Raw genomic sequence first — 18,844 nt, forward strand, 5'->3', positions numbered from 1 at the left:
CAGTAATATAGAGTCAAAACTTTACTACTCAGAGGTTCTTTTACCTTTTTTATTTAGTAAGACTTCTCTATATTTATAGTTAATATATCAAAGAATAAACTTCACTCGCAGAATGTCATTCTAGCACTAAAATGACAAAAAGAGGATAAAATCGCAATAGCTATGTATCAAGCACCGTTGTATTTTCTCTATATTTTAGATTACTTTGTTTACCCCCCTCCCTTTACCATTCAGCTACGCAGACATAGTATTTCCCAAAGCAAATGATAAAGGTATAACAAAGTATTTGAGTTATAATGGCATATAGTGTGGATTTAAGGGAAAAGGCAGTATTGATGATAGAAAAAGGGAAGACAAAGGTTGAGATAGCAGAGCTCATGGAGATAGGAATAGCAACTCTGTACCGCTGGTTAAAAAAGAAAGCTGCTGGTGAAAGCTTAAAGCCATCTAAAAACGGTAGCTTTATTCGAAAAATAGACCCAAAAATACTCGAAGAATATGTTACAAAGAATCCAGATCATACTCTGGCAGAGATGAAACAAAATCTTGGATTTGGAATAAATTCAATTTGGTATAGACTAAAACAGCTAAAAATTACTTTAAAAAAAGTCACACTATATCAAGAGCGCAATCAAGAAGATAGGCAGCAATTTATTGATAAAATCTCAAAAATAGAACATTCCAGCATCTTATATATAGATGAAGCAGGAGTTGATAATAAGTTATACCGAGAATATGGACGTGCTCCAAGAGGAAAGAAAATTTATGCAGATATTCCAGGGAGAACTCGAGAGAGAATCAGTATAGTAGCCGGGTGGATTGGAATGAGATTTATTGCACCAATGACTTTCAAAGGTGGGTGTGAAAAAGAGGTATTCAATATATTGTTGGAGAAGATGTTATTACCTAAATTGCCACTTGGCACAACCATAGTTATGGATAATGCTACATTTCATAAGACCACTAAAACAAAATCATTAATAGAGTCTTTTGGCTTTCATGTGCTGTATCTTCCAACATATTCACCAGATTTGAATCCCATAGAACACTGTTGGCATACCATCAAAAGCCGCCTCAGACCTCTAATGTATAAATGTACAGACTTACAACTTTTGGTTGGTAATACCATAATGGAAATTTATCCATTCATTTTAGAAAATACTATAGTTTCTAGGAGTAGTAAAAACTAATTTTTCTGAAGGGAAACCAGAACTTGATCAGTATTTTTATCTACTAATTCGAGGTAGCCAAATTTGTTAATTTGAGATTTTATTAGTATAGGAATCTTATTTCGATTTAAATAAAATCCCTGTTTTGATTGTTTATTAATCCGCAACCTTACATCCCCATTTTTCCAAGCAAGCATCTTATTTATTCCAGATTTTTCTTTACAATTATCTTCATTTACAAATCCTAAGTATTCATCTTCTGAAGAAGATATTGCAATCTTGCATATTCTATACCCTACCCAATTCCCTAGATATGGATCAGTATCGTCTTTTTCGTGAAGCTTGAACTCTCCTTTGACATATTCCCATGGAGCTTTTGCATCACCTACCTTTTTTAGAAAGAGTACGTCCTGATCAAAGTTTATAATGGTCCTTGTATGAAATGTTGTTAAGCTTGTGTCCCATAATAGTTTTTCTGTGATGCTAAAATGCTCTTTATCCTTTTGCATATTTTGAAATGATACGATTATCACATCTGCTCCAACTTCTCTTCCATAGTTAACATATTGACTAGCACGCCCATGTTTGGCTGTGAATGATGACTTACCTATTAACAGAAAGTCATTAAATAACGCATTATATATAGTCTGTGCACTGTAAGCTGTACCGACGTAAACCGTCTGTTTATTGGATGAAGGGTACTTTTCTGGTGCAAGATGAGTATACGAGCTCTTTAATAAATAGTGAAAAGTGCAACTGGTAAGCAAGAAGGGCAAACCAATCAATAATAAAACTTCTGTTAATCTCTTTGGCATTTTACTGCTTATATTTTGAATATAGTATCTTATTTTTTTAAATATTTCATTAAAATCCACACTTCTTGTTAAAATTTCAGAAGAAAAAACGATCTAATTGGAGCAAGAGGCCGGGACCGGAATTGAACCGGTATAAAAGGATTTGCAGTCCTCCGCATAAGCCATTCTGCCACCCAGCCGTTTTTTATGCATAGATATCCATTATATCTTTTAGCATAGATAAAGCATCCTCTCTTTTTCTTTGAAAAGTGTTACGCCCGATAATTGAACCATTACCACCGCCTTGCTTAATTTCTTTCGCTTCATTGCATATGTCATTCACTGATTTCGACTCGCCACCAGAAAAAACTACTATTCTTTTCCCTGCAAAACAAGATCTTTTAACATATTCAATTCTTTTAGATAATGACTCAATATTTTCTGTTTCTATTTTCTCCCTTTCCAAATAGTTAATTGGAAGTTTTACTTTGATTATATTAGCGCCAAGTAAAGCTGCTATGTGCGCAGCATAGGCAATAACATCAACTGCTGTTTCGCCTTCTTTGGAAATTCCTTCACCGCGTGGATAAGACCATAGCACTACGGCAAGGCCGCAAGACTTAGCCTCAGCTATAATTTCGCGAGCTTCTTCCATCATATCGAAGCACTTAGCAGAACCAGGATATATAGTAAACCCAACAGCTATGCAACCCAAACGCAGCGCATCTTTTACAGAAGCAGTTATTGCTTGATCAGAAGTTAAGTTTTTCGAGTGCAAGGAGTTAGCACTATTAAGCTTCAAAATAAGTGGTAGCATTCCAGCATAAGTTGAAGCACCAGCTTCGATCATACCAAGCGGAGCAGCATATGCGCTTACTCCCGAATCAACTGCAAGCTGAAAATGATAATGCGGATCGTAAGCATCAGGATTAACTTCAAAACTTTTTATTGGCCCATGCTCAAATCCTTGATCTACAGGAAGAATTACTAACTTGCCAATTCCACTAAGTTTTCCATGCATAAGAATACGAGCAAGATTTGCTTTTACTCCAGGATTTTCACTTTCGTAATAACTTAGGATTTGTTTTACTTCTTCACTCATTAACATCTTCAAATTTACTTAAAGTATAGCAAAAACTATAGTTGAAGCAAAGACCTTTTTATACTCTTGCTCCTACACCTATATTTAAAGGTGTAACTTTAGGATCGGTGGTGTGCTGTTGTGGTTTTTCTTGAATTAAATCTTCAAAATACATTTTAACAATAGGAAGAATGAGCGGCATAAGCACTAATTTATAGTCATACCATGCAAACTTTTCCTTGTAGCTAAATTCTGCATCTTCTTCGTATAAACGCTGGATGCAGTGCTCACTATATAATTCAGAAGCTTTCGTAAAAGTTCTAAGTAAAGCAATCAGTAATAAATCCAATGCCAAATTAACTATCAGCATTGTTCCATATTGAACAGGCCAGCCATTTTGTGCAATTTCCGATGCTAAACTGCACACAGCAAACGCTACTGCAATACATATCACATAATTATCAGCAGCAATAAGTAAATTAAACCTTCGGTTGAATCTATCCATATTTCCTTCTTGTGAACCACTTTGTTTACTTGCTGCATAAATAATGCCAAAGGATATCATGAACAACAATGGCCAAATCCCTATGCTGAATGCATAAAATTGAGAAGCGATGTTTTGCACTTTGCCACTGTTATAGTATTTCCCAAAGCAAATGATAAAGGTATAACAAAGTATTTGAGTTATAATGGCATATAGTGTGGATTTAAGGGAAAAGGCAGTATTGATGATAGAAAAAGGGAAGACAAAGGTTGAGATAGCAGAGCTCATGGAGATAGGAATAGCAACTCTGTACCGCTGGTTAAAAAAGAAAGCTGCTGGTGAAAGCTTAAAGCCATCTAAAAACGGTAGCTTTATTCGAAAAATAGACCCAAAAATACTCGAAGAATATGTTACAAAGAATCCAGATCATACTCTGGCAGAGATGAAACAAAATCTTGGATTTGGAATAAATTCAATTTGGTATAGACTAAAACAGCTAAAAATTACTTTAAAAAAAAGTCACACTATATCAAGAGCGCAATCAAGAAGATAGGCAGCAATTTATTGATAAAATCTCAAAAATAGAACATTCCAGCATCTTATATATAGATGAAGCAGGAGTTGATAATAAGTTATACCGAGAATATGGACGTGCTCCAAGAGGAAAGAAAATTTATGCAGATATTCCAGGGAGAACTCGAGAGAGAATCAGTATAGTAGCCGGGTGGATTGGAATGAGATTTATTGCACCAATGACTTTCAAAGGTGGGTGTGAAAAAGAGGTATTCAATATATTGTTGGAGAAGATGTTATTACCTAAATTGCCACTTGGCACAACCATAGTTATGGATAATGCTACATTTCATAAGACCACTAAAACAAAATCATTAATAGAGTCTTTTGGCTTTCATGTGCTGTATCTTCCAACATATTCACCAGATTTGAATCCCATAGAACACTGTTGGCATACCATCAAAAGCCGCCTCAGACCTCTAATGTATAAATGTACAGACTTACAACTTTTGGTTGGTAATACCATAATGGAAATTTATCCATTCATTTTAGAAAATACTATAGTATGACTTTTTTCCCCATTATTCTCTATCTGTTCTTTCTATAGCGGGAATTGGTATAAGCATGCCAGCAGCATATAGTTATGATTTAAGAAAAAAAGCAATGGAGGTACTAGACGAAGGGGAAAGCAGAGAAACGGTAGCAGCAAGATTTAAAATTGGAAGAACTACATTATGGGAGTGGCAGCAAAGAAAAAAAGAAACAGGAGATTTTCAGTCGAAAAAACTTGGAAATGGAGGTTATAATCATAAAATTACCGACTGGAATAAATTTACTGAATTTGCCAAAAAAACATGGTGGAAAAACTCTATCGGAAATGGCTAAGCTTTGGAGTAATGTTAGTATCCCAACGATTCATCTAGCTCTTAAAAAAATTGGACTCACACGCAAAAAAAGACATATGGATACAAAGAAAGGAATGAAGAAAAACGTGCTGAATTTTTGAAAATTATAGCAACGAAAGAACCTCAAAACTTAGTATATATAGATGAATCTGGTATTGATAATACCGAAGACTATCCCTATGGATATTCTCAGAAAGGACAGCGATTTTATGCCCTAAAATCTGGAAAGAAAACTCAACGAATTAGCATGATTGCAGCTCTAAATAGTAGAAAAATAGTTGTTCCGTTAACATTTGAGGGCCATTGTAATATGGATATCTTTAATAAATGGTTTGAGCAGTTTTTGACACCGATTTTGGAACCTGGACAAACTGTTATCCTTGATAATGCTACTTTTCATAAGTCTAATAAGATTACTGAACTTGCTAAAGAAGTTGGTGCTGAAATTTTGTATCTTCCTACGTATTCCCCAGATTTCAATAAAATTGAGCATCATTGGTTTGCTATAAAAAATAGAGCTAGGAAAAACATCCCTCTATTCACATCTTTTCGTCATGCTGTTGATTCTGCTTTTCTATGAACTTTCCGGACTATTATGAAAAGAGCTATAACTTATATCAATTTTTATTATTATGCCAATTCCAACTGCGGAAATTTATTGAATTTGTTACTTCACTACTCAACAGCAGTTACAACTGATGATTTTATTTCATTCTACTACCTGCTGATTTATTTTCTGCTCAGCATATCCATTAAATCAGATTCTTTGAGTTTATTATGATCAACTTTACTGAATTTATTCACCATAGAGCTCATTTGATTATACTGCTTAATTAGAAGATTAACGTCAGTTACACTTGTTCCGGACCCCTTAGAAATTCTAAGTCTTCTTTTGCCATTTAAAATATCTGGATTTTGCCTTTCTTTTTCGGTCATTGAGTTTATGATGGCTATATATTTTTTCACTTTATTGTCGTCTGGCACACTGCTACTTAGCTTTTTTGTGAATGAACTAGGGATGAATTTCATTATGTTGCTAATGCCATCCATTTTACTCAGAGTTTTTAACATTCCCACTAGGTCGTTTAGGTCGAATTTACCCTTTTTTACTTTCTTTTGTAACTTATCAATTTCTTCCTGACCAACAATCTCAGCAGCTTTTTCAACCAATGATACAACATCACCCATGCTAAGTATCCTCTTTGCAATTCTATCGGGATAAAAATCATCGAGGTCACTTAATTTTTCACCACAAGCAATAAATTTAATTGGACAATCGGTGATCATTTTCATAGAAAGAGCAGCACCACCACGTGCATCACCATCAACACGGGTGAGAATAATGCCGGTTACACCTATTACCTCATTGAATGATTTGGCAATGTTGACCGCATCCTGGCCTATCATTGCGTCGGCTACTAAAATAACTTCTGCAGGTGAAGCTATTTCCTTTAAGGCTTTCAACTCATTCATCATATTATTGTCAATATGAAGCCTGCCTGCGGTGTCTAGTATTAATACATCATAATTATCGTTCTTTGCTGCTGCCAGTGCCCTTTTTGTAATTGCAATAGGCTCCTCATTTATTACTATAGATAAAGTTTGTACGTCTATCTGTTTACCTAGCACCTCAAGTTGTTTCTGGGCAGCCGGCCTATAAATGTCTAAAGAGGCAAGCATCACTTTTTTCTTTTGCTTTTTTAGCTTGAAAGCAAGCTTTCCTGAGGTAGTTGTTTTACCTGCACCTTGTAAGCCCACCATCATAATCACAGCAGGGAGTTTAACTGCTAGATTTAAGTCACTTTTCTCTGATCCGAGAACTGCAACTAAATTATCCTGCACAATTTTAATTATCATTTGTGCTGGGGAAACACTTTTTATGACTTTTTCCCCAATCACTTTATCTTTAATGTCGTTGATGAATTTTTTTGCAACTTCAAGTGAAACGTCAGCTTCAATTAAAGCTATACGTATTTCACGCATGGCAAGATTAAAATCATCTTCAGAAATGATCGACTTTCCTCTCAGTTTACTAAATACAGAATTTAAACTTTCAGTTAACGATTTAAACATAATAGCATTAGTAGAATACTCATTAAAAATAGAGAAGAAGCTGAAACAAAACTCACTGAGTTATAACCCAGCACTTCTTTAAGTTTACTAATATTATTAAAGTATAAACCAGTAAGTGAATTAGTCAAGTTTTGCTCTACGCCGGCAAACATTTCTCTAGTTTTAGAGACTAACTGATTGAACAGCAAGACAATATAGGATATGAAAACTCTAAAAATCCAATCGACATCCATTTTAAAATTTACTCTCGGGTAAAATAACTTGCGTAAAGGAATAAACAATAAAGTGGTACATATTAACAAATTAAATTGCGACAAAATATTTTTTGTGTTGTACACAAAATCGAAAATCGAAGGTTTATTGTAAATAGGTAAGTAAGGATTGCCAGCGATTACGCATATAAATGCTAAAATAATCATAGTCATTTTGCCTCCCCTCTCTGCTAAAGGTTTTGACTTACTTTTTTCAATAAATAAGTAATAAAGAAACTTTAGCCCAACGCTTAAATGAAGCAGCAAATTTAGAACCTTATATAAATTTTTATACCCTTTTAAGGCAACAGTGTTCATTTCAATTTCAGCTGTGATATATGATTTACTGATAAATCCAGCGGTTCCAGGAAATGCAGCCATTGTAAGTATTGCGATTATAGCACACATGCCTTCCACTGACATCAGTTCACCCACTCCATTAAAACTAATTGTTTTTGTTAGTGAAATAATCGAATTGCTGACCACAAACAATAATGATTGATAAACAAGAGAGAAGATTATATGCAGTATCAAAATTGGTATTGCCTTTTCCGAAGGGCTAAGTAAACCTCCTGCAATAATCACCAAGCCCATTTGTCCTACAACGTTATAGCATAGAAATCTACGAATATTTTGCTCAAGAGAAGCAAATATAATGCTGTAAATTACAGTGATGGCGCCTACAAGTGCTAATATTTCAGTACAATCTTGCCATAGGGTGTAAGTGTGTAAAAGCATCACTAAAAAAGAGACTTTAGTGGTAAATAAAGAGAGATATGTAGTGCCATGTAGTGATGCAGCAGGATATGCATCAACAACCCAAAACGAAAAAGGGAAACAAGCGCAGTTTATCAATAAACCCAAAATTATCAGGTTAGTGATTTGAAGTGCCAATCCTGCTGTCAATATAACTCCAACCAAAAAGTGTACACAAGCGTACCTTATTGCAGATCCACTATCTCTACAGCTAGCTGCGATAATAAAAAATGCACTGATGGTCATTAATTCAAAGAATATTATAACCAACATTATCTGCTTGGATAAAATTGCACAGAGTGAGCAGGTAGTATAAGCAAAAAAAGATAGCATCTCTGAAAAAGTCAAATTTTGTGCTGGTAGAACAGCTAAAAATGCAACTGATAAAAAAGATATTAGTATGGTACGAAAAGATAAATCAAAATCTAGAATTGGGAGAGACCAATTTACTGCAATGCTCAAATTTTCAGGTAATTTTAGGACTATAACTATTAATGTAGTCAATAGAAATAGCAATAAAAATTTATAAAGTTGCACAATGATGTAAAACAGTATGGTTTATGCTACCTCAACATACAAATAAAATCAATTTGCATATTAACCACTAGTTAAGCTAATTACCATATAATTATATCAGGGTTTAGAAGGTTATAGAGAAACCGGTCAGATTAGGTTTTTAATCTAATCTGACCGATAGCTTTAATAGTGAGGTAAGGTTTAATATAGCACTCCTAATTCACAGTGCTACACTCGTGCATAATTTATTTTTAATTTGTGCACGAGCGTTAGCAAATTATTTACTTTTTGAAATAAAATTTAGCATCACTTTAATATTGAGACTTAGTAAACCTCAGTAGGGCTGCCATTTGGACCCATAAGAATTACTTGTTCACCTTCTTTAAAACATTTACATAAATTAGTGGAACCGCCAGTTTCAAGCACAATAGTGGAAATAAATCCTTTTTTTTTGTCTACTTCAGTGCCGGTTACGGCTATACCTTCCATAGCAAGGTTTGTATTATTGGCTTTTCTGCTATTGGTTGCAAAATTTTGCAACCTAAAGAATTGTCCGGGTTTAAAATTTTTTGCCGCAAGTGGTGCTTTGATCACTATTTCCACAACTTTGTCAGTTAAATATTGAATTTTTATAATCTTTGCAGTGAATTGCTCTTTGATTCTATTAAAAAATTTTTCATTAGTCTGATGTTCTGCAGCGTATTGGTCAGCTACTCTACTCAAAAGCTGAGAAATAATAGGATAACCGTTCTTAGCACTTGCCATAGCTTTCACGACGCTGCCACTATACGAAGGATGAAGATCACCAAAAAAGCTAATTGTTTTATTGCCTTGTTTATATACTAATATTCTGTCTTTATTCTGCATCTTAGGAGAAAATATTGGATCTATTTCTTTTTCTGATGAATTCAAATGAGTAAAATACCCATTACTTAATTTAAAATGACTTTTATCTTCTGTTGCAATAACTGTATTTGGCTCAGTACCTGCTGCTATAAAAATAGAACGTGCTTTCATGCATTTAATTTCTCCGGATTTTTTGTCTATTAGTTTTATTGATTCAGCATGGTTATATTTATCCGTCACAACTTCAACTGTCTCTAAGTTTTCAACAAAGTAAATCCCTTCTGACAGTGCATTTTGCACCTCTTCACTATTTAATCGATAACTTGGTGAGTCTTTTAGCTCTTTTCTATATACAACTTTCACTCCCCCAAGGCTCTGCATTAACTCCAGTATTTTTGCTCCTCTATTCTCTTTTTTTGCTAATTCTTGCTCTTTTTGGATCAATTTTGCATGCGATATCAGCTCATTTGCAATTTTGTGTTCTTCCTCTGTCCAATCTTTTTCAACACAGTCTTTTCCGTACTTATCAACCAATATTTCATAACGAAGAAGAAATTTTTCTACTTGAATTGGATAATACGCTAAAGCTTCAGTGGCAGTGTCAATCGCAGTAAGCCCCGCACCTATAACAACTATCGGCATACGAACTTGCAGATTTGCTATGGAATCAAATTTAAGAGCGCCAGTCAGTTGTAACGACATAAGAAAGTCAGATGCCATGCGCACTCCACGAGATAGCATGTTTTTTATTTTGATCATTCGTGGCTTACCAGAGCCAAGTGCCAGGGCAGTGTGATCAAAACCCAAGTTGAATGTGTCATCAACGGTTATCGTACCTCCAAAACGAATGCCTCCATAAAGTGCGAAATTCTCACGTCTTTCCAGCAAAAGTCTAATGATTTTTAGATAATTTTTGTTCCATCTAGAGGTTATGCCATACTCTGCTACTCCACCAAATCCACCAGCTGTGCGTTCACTTAGTTTTTCATGCTCGAAATCTTTAATTAGCTGAAAATTATCGATCAAAGGTTCAATCTTTAGTCCATCAATGGCGATAACGTTATGCCCATCGTTTAATAAATGATGAGCTAAATTAAAACCCGCAGGACCAAGCCCTACAACTAGGACGTTTTTTCCTGTGTTTCCTTTTGGCAATGGACGCTGAAAATTTAAAGGATTCCAACGGCTAAGCAGAGAATATATTTCAAATCCATACGGTAAACTGAGCACATCATCTAGAATCCTTGTTTCAATCATTGGCACATTTACAGGCTCTTGTTTCTGATATATGCATGAGTTCATGCAATCATTGCATATTCTGTTCCCAGTAGCTGCACATAATGGGTTATCTATTACCACAATTGCAAGGCTTGCTATGCTGTACCCTTCGCTTTTCACCAGATTCATTTCTGATATTTTCTGTTCTAGTGGACAGCCGTGCAATTCAACTTTGAGTGGGGACTGTTTAAAGGTATTGTCGTTATTACTTAGCCCCTTTGAACAACTGTCCTTATTTTGCTTATGACAAAATATGCAGTAATGAGCATTATCCAATGCTTTATTCAAACTCACCTTTTCACTTGTCAGATCAAAACCATGTCGTCTTTTTGTTTTGCTTGAATACAATACCTCAACTTCGTCTACTTCTTTTTTGAAGAACGATACGAGATTTTCGTGATCAATTTTTCTGTGAATACTAAAAAGTATACTCTGTTTATTTTTCACTCTCCACGCTGCATATTGCGCTGCAAGTTCTATTTCTTCTTTGTGATCCTCTTTATTTTCCAACCAACGTATCACCTGCTCAGCAAAATTTTTTTCTGTTGTTGGTAGGGCAAGAAAGCGATTTAATTTACTGGTAACATAATCAATATCTATATCTGCTATATCAGTGTACTTCTTTAATGCATAGCGTTGAACAAATAACCTTTTACACTTATATATTGCAGCAAAGTCGTTGTGCTTTTTCTTTATCTCCTCTGCTTCTTTTCCAATATTAAAAACTTTTGCAATAAATTCATCAAGTAAATATGAGAGGTCTATTATTAACTGACTATCTGTCATTTGAGTGGCCAACATTGGTTGTTCTATGGATCCCAGTGTCAAGCGCTGGGATGACATCAAAGAAGAAGCTGCTTTTTCTCTTGCTTCAATTAATGAACAAAACAAGCTTTCATCGCACGATTTTATATAATCTAAAAACGTCTCATCTAATTTTATTAATCCACTACAAGTGTATAAGTTTGAAAATGAGATTTTGAAATTCAGTTGCATTGTTATACTATACAGTGTACATACTGTTTCTTACAGATGAAGATTTTATTTGTCTTGCAGTCTTGCTAAGATTGTTGCTTCTGCAGCTTTTTCTTCCCCAACATATGCAACACACTCAAATTTGCGTGCACCCAAACGCGCATTTTTTATATTGGATTGAAGAACCAACGTGTCCCCTGGAATAACTGGTCTTCTGAATTTTGCGTTTTCAATAGACATAAAGTAAACAACTTTATTTTCTATTGTTTCTTTACCGAGAACACATATAGAAGATGCCTGAGCTAAAGACTCAATTATCAAAACTCCTGGCATTATCGGATGGCCAGGAAAATGACCAATAAAAAATTGCTCGTTGAAAGTCACATTTTTGATTGCTTTTATACTTTTACCAGGTTCGCATTCTATAACCCTATCTACTAAGAGAAAAGGATAAGAATGTGGTAGTATTTTTATAATATCACTGATATTAAATTGCATAAGCCTACTCAATGCTTTGCAAAGCAAATTCAGGTATTTCCTTATTTACATTTTTTAATACCACATCTGATAAATCAACCTCATCCATAGAGTATAGAACTTGGTTCTTTTTTGAAATAAATAGTACTAAATCTACATTGTTTTTTTCTGCCGTTCTTTTAGCCACTTCTTTTATTTTGTTAAAGACACTTTCTACTGCTTCTCTATAGTTTTCTTCTAAATGTGACATTTTCTTAGCGTAATTATCCCTAACGCTTACAGTGTACTTACTAAATTGTTCCGTCTTTTCTTTTTTTGCTTCTTCTGACAAAAGGTCAAATTCTTCTTTCGATGGCTTAAATTTTTCTAACTCATTTTCAAATTCTTGCTGTAATCTAGAATTCTGCTCCTTTATTTGTTGTTGTATATTTTGCAGAGCCAGAGATTCGTTGATAACTTTGTCACTATCAATAATGGCAGCCTTTGTATTAAGCGTGCTCTGAGGTTGATACCCTACAAACTTATACCCCACAAATAAGGAAATAATTAAGGCAATAACTGATGTAAATAACTGTATATATTTCATTTAAATCCCCGCTTCAATAGAAATTTTAACGTTTGGTGATGGTATTATATCATAAGTTTCCTTTACTAAGGGAAACCCAAAATCTAATCTAAGTCTACCAAAAGGAGAGGGCATTGACAAGCCAAAACCTGGTGATACTCTTATAAGCTTACTGTCGTAATATTTTCCTTTATACCCTACTTTTTCATCTAAGCCAAAAAGCATTGCATAATCAACAAATAATGAGCCTTTGATACCAGTGTAGTCGTATAATTTAGGTAATGGAAAATCTACTTGCTGTGTTAAATTAAAATAAGTTTTGCCTCCTAATGAGCTTCTATCTTCTTTACCTTTCTTATCTTTTACTCTTGGTCCAATACCAGAAAGATCAAACCCTCTAATTTCATTACCACCTTTAAAAAAGTGCTGGCCAATATTTAGCTCTTTATCGGTATAAGAGAAAATATGACCTGCTGCTATTTTAAAGCGCAATGTTATATCATCATCAATTTTGCTTAGTATAGGGAGTGTATAAAAAGACAAAAACTCAGATTTTAGGAAATTTACATTTCCTCCCAATCCTGAAATATCCTGATTTAAGCGCAACAAGTACCCCTCCTTTGGAGTATATAGATTATCCAATTTATTGTACGCTAACGTGTATCCAACTGATGAGATCTGATACTCACCTTTTTGATCTCTTATTATCTCAGAGATATCCTCATCTTTTCCACTCTTATTGTCCATATGTATATGGTTATATTTATAAGAATAGCGAATAGAGTTGGTTAGATTTTCTAAAATTTTATAAGATAATTTTACTGTTCCTCCCCAGTCACAAGTATCAAAAGTGGTGTTCGGCTTATCTTGTTTTTCATAAAATATACCTACGCCTAATGACGTATCAGAATCGTTAAAATTATTTTCAACAGCGTCTATACTAGTAGAAAGAACATATTGACTTTTTTCAAGAGCAAAAGATACCTCTTTACCACTACCAAATAAATTACGATCTGTGAAATCGGTTTTAACAAATACTCCACCAGGAAGAGACATGCCACCTGTTAAAGATAACGAGGCAGTTCTTTTTTCTTTGACATTTAAATCAAGATTTACTGCATTTTCATCCACTATATAACTATTTATTTTTACTGTTTCAAAAAAATCGCTATATATAAGTTTTCTACGTGATTTTTGAATCTCAGATGTGTTATATGCGTCGCCTTCTGCCATGCTAAGTTTTCTTCTAATTACTTTATCTAAAGTGCGGTCATTGCCATCAATAGTAATTTGGTTTATATAAATCTTTTTACCTGGTAGCACTTTGTAAGTTACATCCACAATATTGTTATGTTGTGTATATTCTGGATTAACTTTTGCAAATATATATCCTTTTTCGTTTAAATGTTTACTTATTTTTTCTGCTGTATTGTTAATTTTAACTCTATTAAATATTTGATTATTTTCCTCTTTGATAAATTCTAATATTTCTTCCCTTAAACTTAAATCCTGAATCTCAGTTTCAATATCAACTTCATTATTTCCAAATAAGTATTCCTGCTTTTCATCAATCAAAAAAGTTAACTCTATTTGGTTGTTATTATCAACCTCAACAATTGGTTGGATATTATTTTGAATATATCCCTTAGATGAATAGAAGCGATCAAGCAGTTCTGTGTTAATCAGTAGATATTGAGGTGAATAATGAGTTCCTCTTTTAAAAATGGCTCTAAATAACTTACTAAATATATCATTGCTATTCCTTTTGATAACTTGCTCTAGCTCATTTGCTGAAAAGCTTTTATTACCTATGAATCGTAAACCCTTAATTTTAGACGTTCTTCCTTCTTTTATCTTAAAAATTAGGTTTATCCTATTGCTACCGAGCTTATCTAGCTCATATGCAATTTTAACACCAATTTTACCACTGTTCCTATAAAGAGTAGCTAGATTTATTAAATCGTTTTGTAATTTTGTTTCAGTGAAAATAGTTAGTGATTTTGACTGGATAACGTTATTTAGCAACTCTTTACTGTTAAATAACTTATTGCCTTTCAATATTACTTTGTTAATCAATGGATTCTCATGAATTTTTACTACTAAGTTTTTTTCATCATCGATATAGGCGTTAATACTATCAAATAACTTTGTTTTATATAAATCTTTTATAATTGAATCTACATCATCATCATTTATATGACTACCTGGTTCTAATTTTGTATAAAACCTTATTGTTTGATCACTTACTCGCTCATTGCCAATATACTTAATATTTTTTATCTGTACTTTTTCTTTATTTTCTAGAGCAACAAGTAGAGTGGGAAAAGAAATAAATATTATTATTAGTATGTGAAATAACTTTTTCATATGTATCTTAAAAAAGATGCCTAATATCATTTGTGATTGCAACTGCCATCAACAAAAACAGTATGGTAGCACCAAAAGTGACTGCATATTTTTGATATTTCAAACTCAAATCTCTACGTATAACTGCTTCTATAATATAATGAAATAAATGCCCACCATCTAGTAGTGGTATTGGCAGCAAGTTAATTGCAGCTAAGTTAGCTGAAATGATTGCCATAAAATATAGAACCATAATAAATCCCTTTTTGGCTGATTGCCCTGAATATTTTGCGATTTTTATTGGCCCACCTATTTCGTTTATACTCCTTTTACCAACAACAATTTGAAAGAGTGCTTTGATTGTTAAACACATAGTGTGGTAGGTTTCATTCACTGATAGGCTAGCAGCTCCAAGAAAAGATGACTGTTTCAACCCTATCATATTAATTGAGGTAATTCCTATAGTTTTTCTTTCTATTATGTTACCAAAGACATCTCTATCCTCAACTGTAAACGGAGTTAGAATAGTTCTGTACTCTTCGTTATTTCTGCTATACTTAATTTCTATTCTTGTTTCAGGGTTGGACATTATCACGCGTGAAATATCTTCAAAGTATTTTATTTTGTACTCATTGATCTGTGTAATAGTGTCACCTGGTAATAGGCCAGCTTGCTTTGCTGCACTTTCTTCAATTACATTACCAATTACTGGTGGAGTACGATAATAACCTGCCACGCTGAAAAATATTGTGAAAGCTATAACGGTAAATATCATGTTTGCAAAAGGCCCTGCAAAAACTATTGCTGCTTTTTGATATCGAGGTTTTGTATGGAATGAGTATAATTTTTCTTCTTCAGTTAATTTTTGTTGATCAACAGGAACGCTTGCTGCATTAGTATCCCCTAACATTTTAACGTAGCCACCCAATGGAAAGGCACTTAATTTCCATCTAGTTCCAGACTTGTCGTTAAAACCAAAAATTTCAGGACCAAAGCCTATAGAAAAAGATTCAACTTTAACCTTGCATGCTTTAGCGACAATATAATGCCCACATTCATGCACGAATACTATGATAGAAATTATTAAAGAAAACGATAAAAAATAATATATTCCAGCGCTAAGTTGATGAGAAATTAATTCCACCTATGTTTAAATCTTAATCAAACGTTGAGTATATTAAAATGCGCCTTGCTTGACAAGTATTTAGTTTAGTCTTTAAATTAAAAAAAAGTTTAATGACAATGATAGATATCTCCTTATTAAGAAGAAAACTGATGTATAGGAGTTGGCATAGGGGTTGTAAAGAAACTGATATACTTCTAGGGCATTTTGCATTGAAATATCTTGATAAATTTTCCTTAAGTGAACTAATTGAATACGAAAAAATAGTTGATCTTGATGATTGCGAATTATATTGTTACATCACTCGTAAGAAACTTCTCCCCCCTGATTTGAGTAGTGAGGTAGTCGATTTGATTGCTTGCTTTAATCACTTATGCACCCAATAATCTTGTTTACCCTATCTAATACTTCAGAATATTCTACTCTTTTTTCCTCCCTATACTTTTTGCATTCTTGATTCATTTCGTCTAATCGCTTTGTTAATTCTAAAATTTTGTCTTCGAGAGTCAATGCTGCAAGTAAGAAATTTAATGCATCCGAGCCCTTACCTCCAGTTCTTTGAGATATGGAGCTAACTAGCTTGTTGAAGCTATTAGCAAGTTGTAATAAATGGTCCTTCTTTTTACTTTCGCAAGATATTTTATATGTGTTATTATGTATAACTATTTCTACTACTTGCATATGATGGTATATTGTACAACTTTCAAATTTACAATATAGATTTTTATTCATTTATCAAGAGGGATAACTTTTTACTGCTACGAAAATAAGTTTTAAAGTATTGATGTTTTGCAACCTTCTGTGACGTCAAATTACTTGCTTCTTTCAAGTTATAGCTTCTAATTGAAAAAGAACCAAACCCCCTGATTTCAACTCTATTATGATATTTCAACGTGTTTGAAAACACTCGAAAGAAACTATCAACTATGTCTGCTATAATGACCTTATCTAACAAAAGGTGTTTTTTTGCCACTTTTGCTATTATATCAGATCTCGTTGCCATTTATATGAAGCACAAGAAGTTATTTGGCAGATAATATTATATTATATTTTTCAACACCTACTACTTCAACTTGTATTTTTTCTGATATAGAAAACTTTTTATTTTCTGGTAAATGCTCTTGATCTACTAAAAGGGTTACATTGTTCTCAACCTCAACGATTAGACCATCTTCCTCTCTCTTACTTACAGTAACCTGAATTTTATCCCCTACTTTAACTTTCTCTATCAGTTCTTCAAGAGGATCATACTCTATTTGCTTTACTCCAAGATAAATTCTTGTCCGATCTACGTTAGCCCTTATCACTTTTGCTTCTATTTCATCACCTAGATTATACTTTTTTATCTCATCTGAATTGTTTTTCGACCAACTTAGATTTTGCATATAAATTGTTCCTTCTACGTCCTCAGATATCTCAGAATTATCAAAAGTCACAGATATTTGTGAACCATTGTTGCTTTTAACTTTACCAGAAACAATAGAACCAAGAGGATATTTATCAATAAATACTTGCCAAGGATTCTCTACGCACCTTTTTGTGCTTAAACTCATCTTATTTTTAATAATGTCAATACCGAGAATTTTTACATCCACTTCTTGTCCTATTGTTACAAAACTACTGATTGGTAAATTACTCTTGTTCCAAGTTATTTCTGATGAGTGTACCAAACCCGCAATCCCAGGTTTAATCTCAACAATGAATCCACAATCTTTTATACCCGTTACACATCCTTTGTGTACGCTGTTAATTGGACATTTTGACTCTAGATCTTGCCAAGGATTGTCTCCTAATTGTTTTACACCCAGGGAGATTTTTCCATTTTCTCTATCTATTTTTATAATTTTAGTTTTTATATGCTGACCATAAGAAAAAATTGCAGATGGATGACTTACATTACTCCAAGAGATATCTGTAATATGTAGCAGCCCATCTATAACTCCCACTGTATCTGATTCATGAATGCCAACAAATGCACCGTAGTGAGTGATGCTTTTTATTTTGCCTTCTACTACATCACCTTCATTTAAAGATTCTAAAAACTTAATTTTTTCACCAGCATGCAATTTCTCTAATACCAGCTTTCTTGATACTACAATATTCCCCTGCTTCTTATCCATTTTAAGCACGATGAATTTTTGTTCAGTTTCAATAAGGTGATTAGCATCTTTTATTTGCTTCAAATCCACATGACTCAGCGGTAAAAACGCACTTATTCCATCACCAAGATCAACAATAAAACCGCATTTAATTGAGCGTTTAATGATTCCTGTTACTTCATCTTTTGTAACTGCGCTTTCTTCCAATTTATTCCATTTTTCGTCTCTGATTGCTTTCTCACGACTAAGAACAACATTACCATGGTAATCTTCAATTCTTTCAACATAAACTCTAATTTTCGAGCCAACAGTGATATCATCATTACAACTGAGCTCCTTAATCAGAATTCTTCCGTCTGACTTTAAACCAACATCAACCACAATATCATTAGAATTTCTTCTTGTGATTATACCTTCTACCACATCTCCTTCTTTGATTTTGTTAGCAAAAGAATCTTCACAAAAGTTATTATCTTGATTATCAAATTGATCTTGAAATATCTCTTCTATGAACCTATTTGATGATAGCCTCTTGATAGCAACTGTACTTTCCATACCTTTTAATTTTAACTTCATTAGAACTCATATATTAT

At 33.5% G+C, this 18,844-nt stretch carries 17 protein-coding genes, 1 tRNA gene and 1 pseudogene; 5 read left to right on the forward strand and 14 right to left on the reverse strand.

The genetic code is table 11. From position 1 onward, the window contains the following. Positions 1–296 precede the first annotated feature (296 nt). Positions 297–1,190, forward strand: coding sequence for an IS630 family transposase (locus M3L71_RS00725; RefSeq protein ID WP_280143716.1), 894 nt, complete (start codon positions 297–299; stop codon positions 1,188–1,190). On the opposite strand, the gene M3L71_RS00730 is transcribed toward M3L71_RS00725, so the two are convergent. From M3L71_RS00730 to M3L71_RS00745, 4 genes are all read right to left on the reverse strand, one after another. Then, positions 1,187–2,044 (reverse strand): hypothetical protein, encoded by an 858-nt coding sequence (locus tag M3L71_RS00730; RefSeq protein ID WP_280143717.1) that lies wholly within the window; start codon positions 2,042–2,044, stop codon positions 1,187–1,189. The two genes, M3L71_RS00725 and M3L71_RS00730, sit on opposite strands and share 4 nt — an antisense overlap. Before the next feature lie 47 nt (positions 2,045–2,091). Continuing rightward, positions 2,092–2,163 (reverse strand) — tRNA-Cys (locus M3L71_RS00735). 5 nt (positions 2,164–2,168) lie between these two features. Next, the gene (locus M3L71_RS00740) at positions 2,169–3,065 is read right to left on the reverse strand and encodes a class I fructose-bisphosphate aldolase (protein WP_280143718.1); all 897 of its coding nucleotides are present in this window, start codon (positions 3,063–3,065) and stop codon (positions 2,169–2,171) included. Between the two features lie 58 nt (positions 3,066–3,123). Beyond that, entirely contained in the window at positions 3,124–3,669 is a 546-nt protein-coding gene (locus tag M3L71_RS00745) for a hypothetical protein (protein ID WP_280143719.1), read from the reverse strand. 64 nt (positions 3,670–3,733) lie between these two features. On the opposite strand from M3L71_RS00745, the gene M3L71_RS00750 reads away from it, so the two are divergent. From M3L71_RS00750 to M3L71_RS00760, 3 genes and pseudogenes are all read left to right on the forward strand, one after another. Next, the gene (locus M3L71_RS00750; RefSeq protein ID WP_264336399.1) at positions 3,734–4,081 is read left to right on the forward strand and encodes a transposase; all 348 of its coding nucleotides are present in this window, start codon (positions 3,734–3,736) and stop codon (positions 4,079–4,081) included. A gap of 28 nt (positions 4,082–4,109) precedes the next feature. Then, positions 4,110–4,610, forward strand: coding sequence for an IS630 family transposase (locus tag M3L71_RS00755; protein ID WP_280144077.1), 501 nt, complete (start codon positions 4,110–4,112; stop codon positions 4,608–4,610). Positions 4,611–4,665: 55 nt separating this feature from the next. Then, a pseudogene (locus M3L71_RS00760) lies at positions 4,666–5,526 on the forward strand (IS630 family transposase). A gap of 149 nt (positions 5,527–5,675) precedes the next feature. Here M3L71_RS00760 and ffh read toward each other — a convergent pair. The 7 genes from ffh to rseP all read right to left on the reverse strand — a co-directional run bounded on the left by ffh (position 5,676) and on the right by rseP (position 16,173). After that, entirely contained in the window at positions 5,676–7,019 is a 1,344-nt protein-coding gene (gene ffh / locus M3L71_RS00765) for a signal recognition particle protein (RefSeq protein WP_280143720.1), read from the reverse strand. Then, positions 7,004–8,563 carry a proton-conducting transporter transmembrane domain-containing protein gene (locus tag M3L71_RS00770; RefSeq protein ID WP_280143721.1) on the reverse strand — a complete coding sequence of 520 codons (1,560 nt, stop codon included), beginning with the start codon at positions 8,561–8,563 and terminating at the stop codon, positions 7,004–7,006. The genes ffh and M3L71_RS00770 overlap by 16 nt, the downstream gene beginning before the upstream one ends. Before the next feature lie 303 nt (positions 8,564–8,866). Then, the gene (locus M3L71_RS00775; protein ID WP_280143722.1) at positions 8,867–11,662 is read right to left on the reverse strand and encodes an FAD-dependent oxidoreductase; all 2,796 of its coding nucleotides are present in this window, start codon (positions 11,660–11,662) and stop codon (positions 8,867–8,869) included. Positions 11,663–11,707: 45 nt separating this feature from the next. Further along, the gene (fabZ, locus tag M3L71_RS00780; RefSeq protein ID WP_280143723.1) at positions 11,708–12,139 is read right to left on the reverse strand and encodes a 3-hydroxyacyl-ACP dehydratase FabZ; all 432 of its coding nucleotides are present in this window, start codon (positions 12,137–12,139) and stop codon (positions 11,708–11,710) included. A 4-nt stretch (positions 12,140–12,143) separates the two neighbouring features. Continuing rightward, positions 12,144–12,704, reverse strand: coding sequence for an OmpH family outer membrane protein (locus tag M3L71_RS00785; RefSeq protein ID WP_280143724.1), 561 nt, complete (start codon positions 12,702–12,704; stop codon positions 12,144–12,146). After that, complete coding sequence (bamA, locus tag M3L71_RS00790; protein WP_280144078.1) at positions 12,705–15,050, reverse strand: outer membrane protein assembly factor BamA; 2,346 nt, start codon at positions 15,048–15,050, stop codon at positions 12,705–12,707. 7 nt (positions 15,051–15,057) lie between these two features. Continuing rightward, the gene (rseP, locus tag M3L71_RS00795) at positions 15,058–16,173 is read right to left on the reverse strand and encodes an RIP metalloprotease RseP (RefSeq protein WP_262986220.1); all 1,116 of its coding nucleotides are present in this window, start codon (positions 16,171–16,173) and stop codon (positions 15,058–15,060) included. A gap of 98 nt (positions 16,174–16,271) precedes the next feature. Between rseP and M3L71_RS00800 the strand changes: the two genes are divergently transcribed. Further along, positions 16,272–16,538 (forward strand): succinate dehydrogenase assembly factor 2, encoded by a 267-nt coding sequence (locus tag M3L71_RS00800; RefSeq protein WP_010404229.1) that lies wholly within the window; start codon positions 16,272–16,274, stop codon positions 16,536–16,538. On the opposite strand, the gene M3L71_RS00805 is transcribed toward M3L71_RS00800, so the two are convergent. The 3 genes from M3L71_RS00805 to M3L71_RS00815 are packed head-to-tail and all read right to left on the reverse strand — an operon-like array spanning position 16,516 to position 18,827. Then, entirely contained in the window at positions 16,516–16,833 is a 318-nt protein-coding gene (locus tag M3L71_RS00805; protein ID WP_265030684.1) for a cell division protein ZapA, read from the reverse strand. The two genes, M3L71_RS00800 and M3L71_RS00805, sit on opposite strands and share 23 nt — an antisense overlap. A 43-nt stretch (positions 16,834–16,876) precedes the next feature. Next, the gene (locus tag M3L71_RS00810; protein WP_280143726.1) at positions 16,877–17,155 is read right to left on the reverse strand and encodes an HU family DNA-binding protein; all 279 of its coding nucleotides are present in this window, start codon (positions 17,153–17,155) and stop codon (positions 16,877–16,879) included. Between the two features lie 19 nt (positions 17,156–17,174). After that, positions 17,175–18,827 (reverse strand): 30S ribosomal protein S1, encoded by a 1,653-nt coding sequence (locus M3L71_RS00815; protein WP_280143727.1) that lies wholly within the window; start codon positions 18,825–18,827, stop codon positions 17,175–17,177. Between the last annotated feature and the right edge of the window lie 17 nt (positions 18,828–18,844).

It is taken from the genome of Wolbachia endosymbiont of Frankliniella intonsa (assembly GCF_029856955.1).
In the GTDB taxonomy this organism is placed as follows: Bacteria; Pseudomonadota; Alphaproteobacteria; order Rickettsiales; family Anaplasmataceae; genus Wolbachia.